14 protein-coding genes and 1 pseudogene are annotated in these 14889 nt (G+C 66.0%); 5 read left to right on the top strand and 10 right to left on the bottom strand.

What is annotated here, in order from left to right:
* Positions 1–252 precede the first annotated feature (252 nt).
* The 6 genes from NJ4_RS11235 to NJ4_RS11260 are packed head-to-tail and all read right to left on the bottom strand — an operon-like array spanning position 253 to position 5479.
* A complete protein-coding gene (locus NJ4_RS11235) occupies positions 253–918 on the bottom strand; it encodes a TetR/AcrR family transcriptional regulator (RefSeq protein WP_067434549.1) in 666 nt (221 codons plus the stop codon).
* Positions 915–1832 carry an FAS1-like dehydratase domain-containing protein gene (locus tag NJ4_RS11240; RefSeq protein ID WP_067434552.1) on the bottom strand — a complete coding sequence of 306 codons (918 nt, stop codon included), beginning with the start codon at positions 1830–1832 and terminating at the stop codon, positions 915–917. The genes NJ4_RS11235 and NJ4_RS11240 overlap by 4 nt, the downstream gene beginning before the upstream one ends.
* Positions 1825–2958 carry a CaiB/BaiF CoA transferase family protein gene (locus tag NJ4_RS11245; protein WP_067434555.1) on the bottom strand — a complete coding sequence of 378 codons (1134 nt, stop codon included), beginning with the start codon at positions 2956–2958 and terminating at the stop codon, positions 1825–1827. Before NJ4_RS11245 ends, NJ4_RS11240 begins: the two co-directional genes overlap by 8 nt.
* Positions 2955–4070 (bottom strand): hypothetical protein, encoded by a 1116-nt coding sequence (locus NJ4_RS11250; protein ID WP_067434558.1) that lies wholly within the window; start codon positions 4068–4070, stop codon positions 2955–2957. The genes NJ4_RS11245 and NJ4_RS11250 overlap by 4 nt, the downstream gene beginning before the upstream one ends.
* Positions 4071–4073: 3 nt before the next feature.
* Positions 4074–4493: a hypothetical protein gene (locus NJ4_RS11255; protein ID WP_067434561.1), complete on the bottom strand. Its 420-nt coding sequence runs from the start codon at positions 4491–4493 to the stop codon at positions 4074–4076.
* Positions 4490–5479 (bottom strand): phosphotransferase family protein, encoded by a 990-nt coding sequence (locus NJ4_RS11260; protein ID WP_169799245.1) that lies wholly within the window; start codon positions 5477–5479, stop codon positions 4490–4492. Before NJ4_RS11260 ends, NJ4_RS11255 begins: the two co-directional genes overlap by 4 nt.
* Before the next feature lie 219 nt (positions 5480–5698).
* Between NJ4_RS11260 and NJ4_RS11265 the strand changes: the two genes are divergently transcribed.
* Genes NJ4_RS11265 through NJ4_RS11275 form a run of 3 tightly spaced genes read left to right on the top strand, consistent with a single transcriptional unit; the run spans position 5699 to position 7599 of the window.
* Entirely contained in the window at positions 5699–6301 is a 603-nt protein-coding gene (locus tag NJ4_RS11265; RefSeq protein WP_157551071.1) for a hypothetical protein, read from the top strand.
* Positions 6302–6320: 19 nt separating this feature from the next.
* The gene (locus tag NJ4_RS11270; RefSeq protein WP_067434570.1) at positions 6321–7136 is read left to right on the top strand and encodes an SDR family NAD(P)-dependent oxidoreductase; all 816 of its coding nucleotides are present in this window, start codon (positions 6321–6323) and stop codon (positions 7134–7136) included.
* A 22-nt stretch (positions 7137–7158) separates the two neighbouring features.
* Positions 7159–7599 carry a nuclear transport factor 2 family protein gene (locus tag NJ4_RS11275; protein ID WP_067434573.1) on the top strand — a complete coding sequence of 147 codons (441 nt, stop codon included), beginning with the start codon at positions 7159–7161 and terminating at the stop codon, positions 7597–7599.
* A gap of 446 nt (positions 7600–8045) precedes the next feature.
* Here NJ4_RS11275 and NJ4_RS11280 read toward each other — a convergent pair whose 3' ends face one another.
* From NJ4_RS11280 to NJ4_RS11295, 4 genes are all read right to left on the bottom strand, one after another.
* On the bottom strand, positions 8046–8984 hold the full coding sequence (locus NJ4_RS11280) for a zinc-binding dehydrogenase (protein WP_067434576.1): 939 nt from the start codon (positions 8982–8984) through the stop codon (positions 8046–8048).
* Between the two features lie 530 nt (positions 8985–9514).
* Entirely contained in the window at positions 9515–10288 is a 774-nt protein-coding gene (istB, locus tag NJ4_RS11285) for an IS21-like element helper ATPase IstB (protein WP_067434578.1), read from the bottom strand.
* The gene (istA, locus tag NJ4_RS11290) at positions 10285–11823 is read right to left on the bottom strand and encodes an IS21 family transposase (protein WP_067434581.1); all 1539 of its coding nucleotides are present in this window, start codon (positions 11821–11823) and stop codon (positions 10285–10287) included. The genes istB and istA overlap by 4 nt, the downstream gene beginning before the upstream one ends.
* 754 nt (positions 11824–12577) lie before the next feature.
* Entirely contained in the window at positions 12578–13324 is a 747-nt protein-coding gene (locus NJ4_RS11295; RefSeq protein WP_157551073.1) for a plasmid pRiA4b ORF-3 family protein, read from the bottom strand.
* A 93-nt stretch (positions 13325–13417) separates the two neighbouring features.
* Between NJ4_RS11295 and NJ4_RS11305 the strand changes: the two genes are divergently transcribed.
* Together NJ4_RS11305 and NJ4_RS26670 are read left to right on the top strand one after the other, a co-directional pair.
* Positions 13418–14640 (top strand): IS3 family transposase gene (locus NJ4_RS11305; RefSeq protein WP_407668053.1). Its coding sequence is split into 2 segments (ribosomal slippage): positions 13418–13702 and positions 13705–14640, totalling 1221 coding nucleotides; the frame shifts between segments, so codons are not numbered across the junction.
* A 99-nt stretch (positions 14641–14739) separates the two neighbouring features.
* Positions 14740–14835, top strand: a pseudogene (locus NJ4_RS26670) (helicase-related protein); the annotation flags it as partial.
* Positions 14836–14889: the final 54 nt, after the last annotated feature.

Genomic DNA, 14889 nt, shown 5'->3' on the forward strand with positions numbered 1-14889 from the left:
GCCTTGGCCTCGATCGACCGACGATCTGGGTGGCGTGAGCGCGTCGTGAAGTGAGAATGCCCTTACGTGCTGGGAAATCTGTCTTCTCCAGGGACCGATTTCGACCATCACGACGGGCATCTCTAGATGCAACTACGCCACACGTCGGTCGGGACAGCTCCGGCACAGGTCGAGAGCAGGGCATGCAGGTGTGAGTGCACGCATGGACTCAGGGGCACATCCCTAGACTCGCATGATGGCTGACGGTGCTGCTCAGGGTTGGTCGCCCACGGTCTTGCGGTCGAGCACCAACCGCAGCGCGAACTCCACATAGCGGTCGGCGATCTTCTCCGGGGTCGCGACGCCCTCGATGCGGAACCAGTCGGCCACCCCGTTGCACAACGAGAGCACCGCCCTGGTGGTCTCGTGCGGGTCACCGGGGCCGAAGTCACCGAGGGTCTGTCCCGCGATCACCTCGGTGAGCACGAGTCGCTGGAAGCGGTCCCGCAGCTCCACGTGCTTGGGTCGGTGCTTCTCGTCCAGCGCGTCGATCTCGCGCACCAGGTGCGCGAACTTCTGCATGTGGGTCAGATGCAGGACCACGCACCGGATCAGTGCCGCGAATCGTGTGCGAGGGTCCCGTCCAGCCGCCGCGAGTGCCGCCTCGGAACGGCGGGTGAGCTCCTGGTTCGAGAGCGTGAGCAACTCGGTCAGGATGTCCTGCTTTGAGGAGAAGTTGTAGTAGAGACCCGGCACCGTCATGCCTGCCTCCGCCGCGATGGCCCGGACGCTGGTCCCGTGATAGCCGAGCCGGACGAAGAGGTCCAGTGCAGCGCTGAGCAGCGGGTGCAGCTGGAGCGGCGGATTCGCGTAGTGCTGCCACTCGGCTGCGTCGACCTCGGTCGGTTCCGTCGACGGCGTCGTCGCTTCCCTGCTCATGTCTCCGATCGATTCCCCGGGACCGCCGGTTGTGGTGCCACTACTGCTGTGCAGTGCACTCCGCGTGCATGTGCTGCCTGCACGCGGACGGTCTCGGGAACGATAGCGCCTGCAACTGGTTCACCGGAGAACTCCAGCACGTCGCCGGGGAACGTCGGGGCGGCGAGACGGAGGTGGAGGTGCCCCGGGTCCTCAATGCCCCACTGGCGGTGCCCATAGGCACAGACCATCCCGGCTGTGGTCACGATGCTCACGATGATGTCGCGAAGCCCCTGGGCCGCGGCGACGGCGTGGTCGTGGTGGACCGACTCATGGTCGTTCGACGCCAGCGCTCCGGCGATCACCAGGCTCCGTGTGGCCGCCACCGACTCGGCCCTGTCCAGTACGTCGACAGCGGCACCAGGCTCCGGAGTGCCCGGAGCAGCAGCCCGGGGGCGGTAGTAGAACGTCCGCGCCCGGACCGACCCCACCTCCTGCTCATCCTGCTTGACCATGCTGAAGGCGATGGTCACGAACTGCCCGTCCCCCAGGCGGGTCGACTTCGGCTCGCTGACCTCATCGACCCAGCAGCGCTCACTGACCAGGTCCCCCACCCGCAGGTCGGCATACCTGTTCAACTCATAGTTGGTGGCCACCACGCTGTCATAGCCGTGCTCACGCGCCAGGGCCCGGACGCGCGCATGCACCGTGGGGTGGCGTCGTCTGCCCTCAGTCGTTCGCGGAGCTGCCCACGTCTGCAGCATCGACATCGGGGCGACTTGGTCGGCGCCCCGATCGGGCAGATGGAGCGGACTCTCCTCGCCGATCGCTGCGCACCAGGTGGTGATGGCATGCGCGGAAACCGGGAACTCCGCCGTACGGACCGAGGGCTCTGCCGCTGTCGCCACCGCGACCGCCTGCGTGAAGTCACTCATCCGGGCTGACCTCCCATCGCGCGTCGTGGATCGAGCCAGCGGAGACGGCGGCCCGCGGCGCGGGCAGGTCGACCATCTTGACCGGGGTCGCCGCACCCTTGACCCCCGAGGAGTCCACCAGGATGCCGGTCTCCGCGGTCAGCGGACTGGCCACGACTCCGGCGTGGTCCTGGACCGGCGCGGCCAGGATGCCCCGCGCCGTGAGCTCGGCCAGCCACGCGGCTGCTGACCGGGTGGAGAAGACAGCGGCGAGTACGTCGTACAGCTCGGCGCGGTTGCGTGCACGCGCTGCCCCGGTGGCGAACCGCTCGTCCTCCGCGAGCTCAGTGAGTCCGAGGCATGACAGCAGCTCGCGCCAGTGGTGGGGCAGATAGGCGGAAATGACGATGTCGGCGTCGGCGCACGTGAACAGGTCCGCCGGAGCGGACAGGGGGGCGGTGTTGCCCATGCGCTCACCCTGGACCCCGCTGTGCAGGAACTCGGCGAGCGGACCGGTCTGGAGGTGCACTGCCGCGTCATAGAGGCTGATCTCGACGTGTTCACCCACGTTGGTCCGCGCCCGTCGCAGCAGCGCGGCGAGGATGCCGTGGGTGAGCGCGTGCGCGGCCGCGGCGTCGACGACGGTGAACCCGACCTTCAGCGGGTGGCCACCCACCTCGCCGGTGGTCGACATGAGGCCGCTCTCGGCCTGGACCAGGATGTCCACGCCACCTCGCTTCTCACCCAGCGGTCCACGGCCGAAGCCCGTCACAGCGGCATAGACCACCGCCGGATTGATGGCGTGGATGTCGTCATGGCCGAGGCCGAGACGCTCCATGACCCCGGGGCGGGACGAGGTGAGGACAACGTCCGCCTCGCGGCACAGGCGCAGCACGGCGGCCTTGTCGTCGGCGTCGCGCAGGTCCGCGATGACCAAGGTCTTGTTGCGGTTGTAGGCCGCGAACACGGGCGACGGGTCGACGTCCAGCACGGTGGACGACCGCAATTGTCGGGCACCGTCCCCTGCAGGCGGCTCCACCTTGATCACGCTGGCGCCGTAGTCGGCCAGGAGCAGGCCCGCGCCGGGGCCGGCGACCATCTGGGCGAGTTCGAGGACCTTGATCCCCTCCAACGGTGGTGTCGTCACAGGCCATACCTCGGCAGGTTCCCGCTCAGGATCAGGGTCATGCTGCCCGTGCCGGTGGTCTGGCCCTGAGCTGTGGTGAGGTTCAGGGAGACGGGCTGGATTCGGTGCCAGTGCTGGTCGCTGGAGCCGTCGGGATAGACGATCGTGGCGGGGTCACTGACGTCCCACTCGTCATGTTCCACGAGGTCGTCCCCGCGCCAAGCGCCGAGGCCGCGGCGGTCGTCATAGCCGCCGTAGTAGCCCAAACCCTGCATCGCGACGGCCGATCCCAGCGGGGTGCACACCCAGGTCAGCTCCTCGCCCGTGGCAGTGGCCGCACGGAAGGTGGCCTTCGCGAAGCGGCGAGTTCCGGGGTGGAGCTCCACCTCCATGCCGGCGCCCTCGATCTCGGCGGTGGGGCCGTTCGGCAGCGCTCGCAGGTCGCCGGAGAGGTAGCCCTCGTCGCTCGCCCGGCCGCTGAACAGCAGGTGCCCAGCGTGAGTGTCGGTGGAATAGAACAGGAACGCCATCGCGAATCCGTCCTCATCGAGCGTCCGGCGCGGCCCGGTCACCGGTTCCTTGATGCCGATGCGCGCTCGCACTCCCCACGAGTGGTCGCGGCAGGTCCACCAGTCCTCGACGGCGACGTCCTCGCCGCCCACATGCAGGCGGCCCTGGACGCGCCCGATCTGGTCGAAGCGCTGGTAGTCTTCCTTGACACGACTGCCGTCGCGCTCGAAGTGGGGCTTCTCCAGGGTCGGTGGGGCGATGCCGGTCCAGGTCAGGTCGGCGGACAGCCTGCCCTCCGGGTCGTCGAACCGCAGTCGCAACTGCTGGAGCGGCTCGATGATCTCCACCGAGATCGGTCCGCAGGTGCTCTCGAACTCCGTGCCCAGTGAGGTCGAGGCGCGCAGGTTGTATTGCCTGCCGTCACGGACGATGACCACCCCGGCGTCGAGGACGTTCATGTTGCGATAGGCGCCCATCGTGACCTGGATGCTGGTCCGGCCGTCGGGGGCCACAGCGTTGAACCAGTAGCGATCGAAGAACCGTGGGTCGGAGGTGTTCACGTGGGCGAACGGCTCAGACGTCTGGTGCCACAGGGTGTCGTCCATGCGGGTGAGCACACTCATGACTCATTGCTCCTCTGGGTCGGTGCCGGTGTTGAGGGTCGGCACATAGCGCAAGGGATAACGACGCGCACGTGCGTCGAGATGCTGCAGGACGTCCGGGTCCGGCTGGCCGGGCTCCGCCGCGACGAGTGCTTCGAGCCGTCGACGCAGCTCCTCGTTGAGCCGATCATTGGCCTCGACGTCGAGGGGGTCGACCTCCGCGTCCGGGGTGGCCACGTCACGGTCGCCGAGCAACCGGAGCATCTCGGCGTTGTCCCAGGCCAGGAACGGCAGGATCCGGGGCCACGCTTCGGCGACCAGGACCAGGCCGGCGATCACGGACTCCGTCGTACGCCGTGACGCGTGGTCGGTGAGGTGCGGGAGGGTCACCTCGCGCAGTGTCTCGACCGTGCGGGTGAGCTGGTCGGTGATGGTGGGCTTCATGAGGACTCCCTGATCATCGTGAACATCGTGCGATAGAGCCAGGTGGGGGCGTGGTGCAGGTGGGGCAGGCCCCCGGTCAGGTATCCGTGGATGCCGGCGTGCACGATCACGGCCAGCTTGAAGCAGGAGAAGACATTCCACCAGCGCAGCTCGTCGGGGTCGACCACGATCCCGGTTGCGCGCTCGAAGGCCTTGACCATCTGCGGTACTTCCCACTGCCCGTCGATCTGGTGCTCGCGACGCCGCACCGGGTTGGTCACCCAGCCCAGGTCCTCCAGCGGTGACCCCAGGTGGGCCGTTTCCCAGTCCAGCAGCGCGGCGACCTCGTGGTCGCGCACCAGGACGTTGCCGGGCTTGAAGTCACCGTGGACCAGCACCCGCCGAGGTGTCTCCGGCGCGTTGTTCAACAACCAGCTCCGGACGAGCGCGAGCTCCGGGCTGGCCTCGAGGCGCATCGCCTCGTGCCGCTGGGTCCAGTCGTCGACCGCGAGCCTGGCCGCCTCGACTCCCGGATCGTCCAGTGCTCCGGCGGCGGCGAGGGCGGTGGCATCGACCTTGACGAGCGAGGCGAGCAGCGACATCAGCCGCTCGGCAAGGGCCACCCTCGCGTCGAGGGAGTCGGTGCTCGAGAGGATGAAGGGGTCGCAGGTGCCCGCGATGAACTCTGTGATCAGGCCCGGCGCACCGAGGACCGATCCGTTCTGGTCCAACCAGAACGGACGCGCCGCCGGGACCGGTGTGTCGACGAGTGCGGTGAGCAGGGCGTGCTCCGCGGCCAGGTCGCTCTCGAGGAGTCCCGCCTCCGGAACCACTTGGAGGATGAGGTCGAGCGGATTTGGCTCCCCGTGCGTCTGCAGCTCCAACCGCCACGTGCGCCGGGACAGGCCCCCCGACAGCGCTCGCAGCTCCCGCACCACCGGTGTACTGCCCGGAACCCGCTCCTCGACCAGGCGCTGAATGCGTGAGACCAAGGCGTCGTGCCCCATCGACATCACCTCACCTTCGTAGTTGACTGATCGCTAAAGTTCTTCAACACGATAGGCGCATAACCAGCGCACAAGCAACTGCCTACGGCATTCCAGGCGCGAATCAAGATTGGGGGTTGACTTTACCGATCGCTAAATGCCAACGTGTGCTCACGGTCACAGAGTGACTTCTCGGGCCAATGCGCACGACCCACCGAGAGATCGAGAGACGAGGACAACATGACAAGCCCCTACGTGGACAAGTTCCGTGAGTGCCTGCAGGTCATCGGCGAGATGGCAGACGCCGAGCAGGACCCGCGCCGCAAGGCGATCGCCAACAACTTCATGCGACACGCGTGCCTGGAGTTCTCCGGACAGACCGACCTGGTCCTCAACCCCACCATGACGGTGGACGACCCGACGTACCACGTGAAGTGGGGTCCGTCGCTGAGCACCTACGAGGGCAGGGTCGACGTCCGGGGCTACTACGACGCCGCGATGAACGTGCTCTCCACCTTCCAGGACCACACCTGCTGGGTCAACGACTGGGGCATCGCTTCCTACTCCACGTTCGTCCGCTTCACCACGGGTGCAGTGCTCGCGAGCGAGGGCATGACGGTGGACAAGCCCGACGACACCGGATATGCCCAGCTGTGGCCGATGGCCATGTTCTGGCCTTACGACGTGGACGCCAAGCTTCTGGGCGAGGACGTTTTCATGTTGGCCGACCCGGAGCACCGGGAGGTGACCCCCGACGAGGAGTTCACGCAGGCCGATCTCGACCAGGTCTGCAACGACCTCCTGCGTCCCCTCTCGGACGCTCAGATCCCTGACGCCAACTGACCACCGAAGGAGAACCCTCATGACAGACGCCTACACGCCGACAGCGTCACGCTTCACCGACAAGGTCGTGATCGTGACCGGGGCCGGAGCCGGGATCGGCTGGGAGACCGCCAGGCGGTTCGCCGCCGAGGGCGGCAAGGTCGCGGTCTTCGAGCTCGACGAGGCGGCCGGCACGTCGATCGCCGAGACGATCATCTCTGACGGTGGCGAGGCCATCGCACTCACGGTGGACGTGACCGACGAGGAGTCGGTGGCTGCGGCGGTGGCGACTGTCGTGGACACCTGGGGCACCGTCGACGTACTCGTCAACAACGCCGGTCACGGCGACCCCATCTACGTGAGCGACATGAAGGTCGCCGAGTGGAACCACCTGCTCACCCTCAACCTGGGCTCGATCTTCGTGGTCTCCAAGGCGGTGTGGCCGATCTTCGCGGAGAAGAAGAAGGGCGCGATCGTCAACGCCTCCTCGATCACCGGCTCGATGGCGATGTTCGGCCTCGCGGCGTACGGCGCCTCCAAGGCAGGCATCGCCACCGCCACCCGCGTCATGGCGATCGAGGGCGGCAAGGACGGCATCCGCGTCAACGCCATCTCCCCCGGCTACATCCTCACCCCAGGCTTCCAGGAGTACATCGACATCCAGGACGACCCGCAGGCCTTCCACGACTCGATGGCGCTCCAGTCGACCCTCGGCCGGTTCGGCTCTCCGGGTGACGTCGCCGAGGGCTACCTCTACCTCGCCTCCGACGCCGCCGGCTGGGTGACCGGCACCAACCTCGTCGTGGACGGTGGCATCACCGCCGGCCAACTCCCCGACGCCGACCCCCGCAACTGACCTCAACGTGAAGGAGAGACAGATGAAGGACCTCGAGTGGGCCAAGGCCTACATCGCGACATTCGCCAAGGGCTCCGACGCCGTGCTCGCACACTGGGCCGACCGTGACGACATCGTCCACGAAGACCCGGTGCTCGGCCAGCGCAGCGACACCCGCGCCAACGTCGCGGCCACGTTCGACATCTACGCCAACCAAGACCGCTCGAACGGCTACGGAGTACACACCTTCACCGCTGACGAGTACTTCCCCGGCGAGCGCTGCGGCACCACGCACTGGACCTGGGTCGCCGAGGACTGCGCCGAGTTCTTGGGCCTGCCCACCAACGGCAAGCGCATCACCACCAAGGGCGTCTCGGTCGACATCTTTGACGAAGACGGCAACATCATCCGCGAGCTCGCCTACTGGGATGCCGTCGGCATCTCCGAGCAGCTCGGTGGTTCGCTCAAGAAGCCCTCAGCCTGACCGCCTGCACGCTGGGCACAGTCCAGACTTCGCAGCCCTCCCGGCATTCGCTCCAAGCCGGGAGGGCCCCGAGCCTGATGCACAGTCCGGTGGCAGTGAACGCTTGTCCCCCACGCGCCGGGAAGCTCGAAATCTCTCATCACGATTGATCGCTCCGGGCGTCCTCGACCACCCAGGTGCCTAGGAGCCCTGCTGTGGTCTGAATGCGGATGTTGACCGCAGTGAAAACCACTGCGTCCTGACCTGCGACGACTGTCCGAGGCGGATGTTGGTTAGCTCTGCGCCCCGCATTCACGCGGCGACTCCACAGGATGCCTGTGATGAGTCGCCTCACCCAGCGCCACCGACATGCTTGCAGGCCCTCTTGCAGCGGCGGCGGCCTGATGATGACGCAGAGGACCCCGGTCACCAGTGGGCGACTGGGGCCCTGTGCGTCGTCGGGTATGTCAGTCGCGCACAGCGACCAGACGTCCCTTGGTCGCGTCACCGCGCTCAAAGCGCTTGATCGACTCGTCGATGTCGTCGAAGCTGACTACCTCGACCTCCGAGGACACCTTGCCTGCGGCCATCAGCTCGAGGACCTCTGCGGCGTCCTCGTTGGTACCGCCGAGGGAGCCGAGGAGGTTCACCTGCTTGAGCATGATGGCGGTGGTGGAGATGTCGGCGCGGTCCACACCCATGCCGACCTGGACCACGGTGCCGTTGACGCCGACAGTCTCGATCGCGTCGTCAGTGGTGGTGCCGAAGCCTGCGTAGTCAACGATCACCTCGAGCTCCTTGTCGGCGAACTCACGGATGTTCTCGACGAGTCCGTCCACGCCGAGTGCGGAGATTCGGTCCCATGCGTCACGGTTGGTCTCGGCGACGTACACCTCTGCGCCCAGACCCTTCGCGAACTGGATCGCCAGGCTGCCCAGGCCGCCCGCACCGATAATGCCGAGTCTGGTGCCAGCCTTTACCCCACCGCGCTTGAGTGCGTGGTAGGACGTCATCCCGGCGTCGGTTGCAGGCGCAGCCTGCTCCCACGGAATACCGTCCGGCAACGCAATGACCTGGTAGTCGAAGGCCTTGACCTTGTCGGCGAAGCCGCCGTCGGTGCCAGTTCCCGGTCCGGGGACAGAGGCCGGGATGACGACCTTCTGGCCGATCTCGAACCCGGTGACGTCCTTGCCAAGTTGGGAGACAACGCCCGCGATCTCGTGGCCGAGGGTAATGGGCGTGAAGCCGAGGATGCTGGTCAGTGTTCCGTCGAGGTAACCAGTGTCGGTATGGCAGATGCCTGCGGCCTTCACGTCCACGACGATCTCGTTGGCGCCGGCCTCAGGGTCAGGGATGTCGAAGAGCTGCAGGGGTTCCTTGGCTGCCGTGAGTCGCCATGCCTTCATGGATGATTCCAACCTTTCCGCGGTGAGGTGTCGGGGCCTGTCCCTCGGCACCATCAAGTATTCACCCAACCTAACGTTTAATCTTCAATTACTCTTCCCCGGGGGCGGTCTCGCCGAGGGATTCCCGCATCCGTTCATGACGCAGAGGCCCCTACACGATCCTCACGTCACGCCATGGTCGGTCACCAGATCGTGTAGCAGATCCGGTTGCCCTTCTCGGATTTCGCTAGCGTGTGCTTCGCGGGTGCCTCGAAACAGCCACATCTGCCCGGCTCCACATCTCGGTGGTTCGCGCCGCCACTGCCGGGCTACATCAGCAAGTGCAGACTCCGCACGTCTAGCCACGGTGAGCGACCCGCAGCCCACCGCACGATGCAGTGTCAAGGGCCAGTAGGAACTGCCCAGGGGCGGTCATGAAACCTGCCCAGGGGCGGTCATGAAACCTGCCCGGTGACGGTCACGAGATCTGCCCGGTGGTGGCCATGGGATCTGCCCATAGGGGGCTGGGTGGCCACCACCGACCAAGGGTGTCAGCTCAACGGGCTCACCCCTTGCCCGGCGAGTGCTTGAGTGAGCCGTACGGAGTCGCCGGTCGTTTGGCAGACGTGGGCGTGGTGCAGCAGCCGGTCGACGGTGGCGGTGGCCAGCGTCTTGGGCATCAGTTCGTCGAACCCGGCGGGGTGCAGGTTCGAGCTGATCGCCACCGACCGTTTCTCATACGCGGCATCGACAAGCCGGTACAGCCCCTCGGCCGCGTCGGCTGCTACCGGCAGCAGGCCAATGTCATCAACGACAACGAGATCGGCGCGCAGGATCCGGGCGATGGCCTTCGACACGGTGTCGTCCGCACGATGACGACGCAGCATGACGCCGAGGTCCTCCAGGGTGAACCAGGCGACCTTCAACCCTTCCTCGACAGCCTGTTGGCCCAGTGCTTCCAACAGGAATGTCTTCCCGGTCCCCGACGGCCCACACAGCACGAGGTTCTCTCGGCGATGCACCCACTCCAAGGTCTGTAGCGCTTGCTGAGTCGGTGCCGGGATCGACGACACTGCAGGGTCCCAGGCGTCGAACGTCTTCCCGGTCGGGAACCCGGCTGCCGCCCTACGGGTGGCCAGTGCGGAGCGTTCCCGGCCGGCAACCTCCTCGACGAACAGGGCCTTCAACACCTCGGCAGGCTCCCAACGTTGGGCCTTCGCGGTCGCCACCACCTCGGGTGCGTGGCGGCGGATGTGCGGCAGCCGCAGCCGACGCAGCAGGTCCTCCAACTCGGCGGGCAACGGTGGTGCGTCCGGGGTCTTCACGCGTCTGCCTCCTCGTCGCTGTCTGACGGGTTCACCGGCTGGCCCAGTCGTGCCCACGCGCTGGTGCCCTGGGTCAGCGAGGACTGCTCGCCGGCGCGGTGCTCACCAGCGGCTGGTCGGGTGGCGTGATGGTCGAGGATCGGGGACAGGTCGGCTTCGGCGAACCGGCTGTGCACCGCCGCATGTCCCAGCGCCCAGTCGACCTCGACGGGGTCGAACAGCTTCGCCAACGCGAGTGCCTCGGCCATCTTGACCCGCATCTTGGTGGTGCCGGCGGCGGCTGCCTCGACCAGCCACAACGCGGCGCCTTCGCCCAGATCAAGAAACTCCGACTCGGCCGCGCTTTTTGCGCGTGGCCGTCGCTCCAACGCCCCCGGTGGCTGGGGTGGGAAGTGGTCGTCGTTGATCTTCGGACTGCCGGGTGTGGCCCGGGCATGTCGGGCCACCTCGACGGGTCCGTCGTCGCCGACGTGGACGATGACGACCTGCTCGTCGACCCCCACACCTTGGGTGCGCACCCACACCGTTTCGCCCAACAGGGCGTGTGGGACCGAGTACTGGCCGGACTCGAACATCACCATCGGCGTGTTCGCCGGCACCACCCGCGTGGTCCCGAACGCCACCGTGTGCGGCAACGCCGGAACCGGGTGAAGGCGCCGGCGTTCCTCGGCCAGCATCTCGACCGGCGGCCGCTTGGTAATCCGGTGGGGTCGGGTGTTGACCTTCTCGCAGAACGCCACACATGCCTGCTCAAGCTCGGCGAACGACGTGTACTCGTCCAACAAGTTCGTCTCACGAGGCACGAGGTCGGCCTTACTGATCTTCACCGATGACTCGGTGCCGCCCTTCGACGCCGGGTCCACCGGGACGCAGGTGTGCACCACGACCGAGTAGTGCTCGGCGAAGGTGACCAGTTGCTGGTTGCGGACCGCGATCCCGGCGATGTGCTCGGTCGTGACGGTCTTCTCGTTGTCGGTCAACACATAGGTCGGCACGCCACCGAGTCGGCGGAACGTCTGGTCCAGTGCGGCGAACACGCTCGGCATTGTCTTGTCCCGCAACGCGATCACCACCCGAAACCGCGACCACGCCAGCCAAGCCACGAACAGCACCGTCTTCACGCCGTCGATCCGCGGACCGTCGCCGTAGTCGTACTGCAACCACATGCCAGGTTCGGTGACCCACGGCCGGTGCACGCGCACGTTGCCGACCCGATACGACTTCTTCACCGCCGCGACCGCACGCCGCGTGGTGCGCTCCGACCCGGCATAACCCAACGCGAGCAGCTTCTCGTGAGCCACATCGGCACGGACCTTGCCCTGGCTGCGTTCCACCCACTCCTCGACCTTGTCCAAGTAGGCATCGATCAACTGCGCCCGCGCCGCGGCCCGGTCCAACTCGCCGGCCGCAGCGCGGCGCTGGACGTAGTGCTTCACCGTGTGGTGAGAGCAACCGGCCAACTCACCGGCATCACGCAACGACCCAGTCAGGTCGTAGGCATCCAAGATTTTCATGATCTCCTCGGCAGACTTCACATGTCCCTCCTCAGGACGACGGGCGCTTCAGCACCGCCGATCGCACCTGAGGAGGGGCCTCAACCGTGGGAACCGGTGAGGCAGACGACGTCGTGTCGGGCAGATCCCATGACCGCTACCGGGCAGGTCTCATGACCGCCAGCGGGCAACTTCGTGGCCGTCTCCGAGCAGAATTTCATGGCCGCCGACAATGCAGCCCCGAGAGTGCTGCCTTACCCTCGGCCGCCATGGCTGCCAGGCACCTTTCTTCCGCGTTCCGGGCATCCGCACAAGACCCGGCGTCGCGATCTGGTCTCAACCACTTTGCAAATGACCCAGAGGTCGCGGCCAAGACGCGGCCAAAACGGCGTCCACATCGGGCTCAGTTCGTGCCCGGATGTCCCCGCGCATCCAGACTCGTGCAGGACGGCACGCTCAGCTCGTGGCTGAGCCGCTGGACGCCGCGACCGCCCTGGCGCGCGCTGACTGCTTACAGATGCTGACAACCAGCGGTCCGGGAACGCCAAAGGCGGTTCCCGGATCTCTCCGAAAACCGCCTCTGACCTGCACTTCCACTTTGTAGCGGGGGCAGGATTTGAACCTGCGACCTCTGGGTAAGGTCGACCACTTGCCCGCTGGTACTCGTCAGTGCCCGTTACAGCTCATCTCTGCTGGTGACGGCCGATGAACGGCACTCTGACGCTTCTCATTGTAGCCCGCTGATCCCCACTGTTGCCCAACCGTCTCTGGCCCATAGATGGCCCACGCTCGAATCTCATTCGTCCTCGGCTGCCTCCAATGCGCTACGGACTGCGTCTCGGGCTACCTCAAGATCGAAGGTGGCTGGATGCCATCCGATAGGCAACCACTCTCGTGCGTGCTTGGCGTCATCGAACTGGTCCGGCAGCAGTGCCTTGTCGTATCCGCCGTCGACCCACTGCGCTACGCCTTGGTAGCCCCAGGGGCCGCCGACGTCCTCGGGCGGGCAAGCCCGTCTCCCGGTGACGAGCTCGACCTCGTCCGGCGGATCGGGCAGGACGGCTTCGACCTTGATGACGTGTTCCCATCCATCGCCGAAGTCGTAGTCGTACCAAAGTTTGTCGCCGACCTTGGCTAGCACTTGATCCAGTCGGACGTCGTCTTCCAAGACTCCACGGTCGCCCTCCTCCAGATCGAACTCGGTGATGAAGTGCGGTGCATAAGGATCGTTGCCGGTGCGGAATCGGTGCAAGTGGCTGTCGGTCCACCCCATCGCCTCGTTGAGCACGACGTGTACGAGGTTGAGGGTGAGATCCCCTGGCAGGATCAGTCGCCGCCAGATCGGGGGCTTCACGTGGAGCAGATCCATTCGGATCTTGAAGCCTCGAACCTTGCGCGGCTTGCGTCGCAGCGTCGGCGCCAGGCTCTGGTCGGCTTCGATGGCGGTCTGACCCAGCAGGGTGTCCAACAGCTCGCGTTGCCCTGCCGGTGACATGGAAGACACCAGCCGGAGTGCGGCGGCTCGTTGGTCGTCAGCGGGCACGAGAGGAGTCAAGCACACCGAGAGGGTCTGCTGCACGGATAGGTGACAACTGATCTGGCTAGTCCGAGAGGGCTGGCCTGGAAGGATGTCATCATGCCGAAGCCGTTTCCCAGAGAGTTCCGCGATGATGTGGTGCGGGTTGCCCTGAACCGTGACCCCGATGTTCCGTTGGCGCAGATCGCGAAGGATTTCGGGATTCATGTCGGGACGCTCGACAAGTGGCTGCGACAGGCTCGTATCGATGCTGGTGGGCAGAGCGGCGTGACCGTGAGCGAGTCTGCTGAGTTGCGTGAACTTCGCAAACGGAACCGACTACTGGAGCAGGAGAACGAGGTTCTGCGGCGGGCGGCAGCGTATCTGTCGCAGGCGAATCTGCCGGGAAAATGATGTTCCCGCTCGTCCGTGAACTGGCCGCCACGGATGCCCCGATCAGGGTGCCTGTGACGGTGACGTGCAGGGTGCTCAAACTCGCCCGCCAGCAGTACTACCGGTGGCTCAACAACCCGGTCACCGACTCCGAACTCGTCGAGGCGTATCGCGCCAACGCGTTGTTCGACGCGCATCGCGACGACCCCGAGTTCGGCTATCGGTTCCTCGTCGATGAAGCTGCTGAGGACGGCGAGCCGATGGCGGAGCGGACCGCGTGGCGGATCTGCTCGACCAACGGCTGGTGGAGCGCGTTCGGCAAACCCAAGAAGGGCAAGGCGAAGAAGCCCGGCCCACCGGTCCACGACGACCTGTGCGCAATGGTCGATAAGCACGGCGTGACCCGCCACGTCTTCGAAGCAGATGCCCCGAACGAGCTGTGGCTCTCCGACATCACCGAGCACCGCACCGGTGAAGGGAAGCTCTACCTGTGCGCGATCAAGGACATCTACTCCAACCGGATCGTGGGCTACTCGATCGACTCCAGGATGAAGTCCCGGCACGCGGTCGCGGCGTTGAACAACGCTGTCGCCAGACGCGGTGAGGTGGCCGGCTGCATCGTTCACACGGACAGAGGATCGCAGTACACGTCGTTGGCGTTCACCGAAGCGCTCATCGATGCCGGGATCACCGGCTCGATCGGGACCGTCGGTGACGCGCTGGACAACGCGCTCATGGAGTCCACGATCGGCCTGTTCAAGACCGAGGTCATCGGGCACGAGCAGAAGATCTGGGCTAGTTGGCGACAGGTTGAGGAGGCGACCGCAGCATGGGTCCACTGGTTCAATCACGACAGGCTGCACTCAGCGATCGGTGACGTCCCACCGGCCGAACTGGAGCAGGCGCACTACGCTTCAACACGAGGGCATGACAATCCCGTCGCGGCCTAACCACGCCCTCCAAAAATCTCAGGCCGATTCACAGCACTACACCACCACCGGGGACTTGACCCGTCGTTCTCGCCCCGGTCCAAGCAACGCCACCTGACCATGCCCAAAGCGACCGGTGAACTCGACATCCTGATCGGGACCGACGTGATCAGTGAGGGGCAGAACCTCCAGGACTGCGACTACCTCGTCAACTACGACATCCACTGGAACCCGGTCCGCATCATCCAACGCTTCGGCCGCGTTGACCGG

The sequence above is a fragment of the Nocardioides jensenii JCM 1364 = NBRC 14755 genome, assembly GCF_001552535.1.
GTDB classification, from domain to species: Bacteria; Actinomycetota; Actinomycetes; order Propionibacteriales; family Nocardioidaceae; genus Nocardioides; species Nocardioides jensenii.

Excerpts from the sequence above, each read along its gene's own strand:
- NJ4_RS11260 (WP_169799245.1), bottom strand. The coding sequence starts at position 5,479 with ATGGGGCACGACGCCTTGGTCTCACGCATTCAGCGCCTGGTCGAGGAG.
- NJ4_RS11275 (WP_067434573.1), top strand. The coding sequence starts at position 7,159 with ATGAAGGACCTCGAGTGGGCCAAGGCCTACATCGCGACATTCGCCAAG.
- NJ4_RS11240 (WP_067434552.1), bottom strand. The coding sequence starts at position 1,832 with ATGAGTGACTTCACGCAGGCGGTCGCGGTGGCGACAGCGGCAGAGCCC.
- NJ4_RS11250 (WP_067434558.1), bottom strand. The coding sequence starts at position 4,070 with ATGAGTGTGCTCACCCGCATGGACGACACCCTGTGGCACCAGACGTCT.
- NJ4_RS11255 (WP_067434561.1), bottom strand. The coding sequence starts at position 4,493 with ATGAAGCCCACCATCACCGACCAGCTCACCCGCACGGTCGAGACACTG.
- NJ4_RS11235 (WP_067434549.1), bottom strand. The coding sequence starts at position 918 with ATGAGCAGGGAAGCGACGACGCCGTCGACGGAACCGACCGAGGTCGAC.
- NJ4_RS11280 (WP_067434576.1), bottom strand. The coding sequence starts at position 8,984 with ATGAAGGCATGGCGACTCACGGCAGCCAAGGAACCCCTGCAGCTCTTC.
- NJ4_RS11265 (WP_157551071.1), top strand. The coding sequence starts at position 5,699 with ATGACAAGCCCCTACGTGGACAAGTTCCGTGAGTGCCTGCAGGTCATC.
- NJ4_RS11270 (WP_067434570.1), top strand. The coding sequence starts at position 6,321 with ATGACAGACGCCTACACGCCGACAGCGTCACGCTTCACCGACAAGGTC.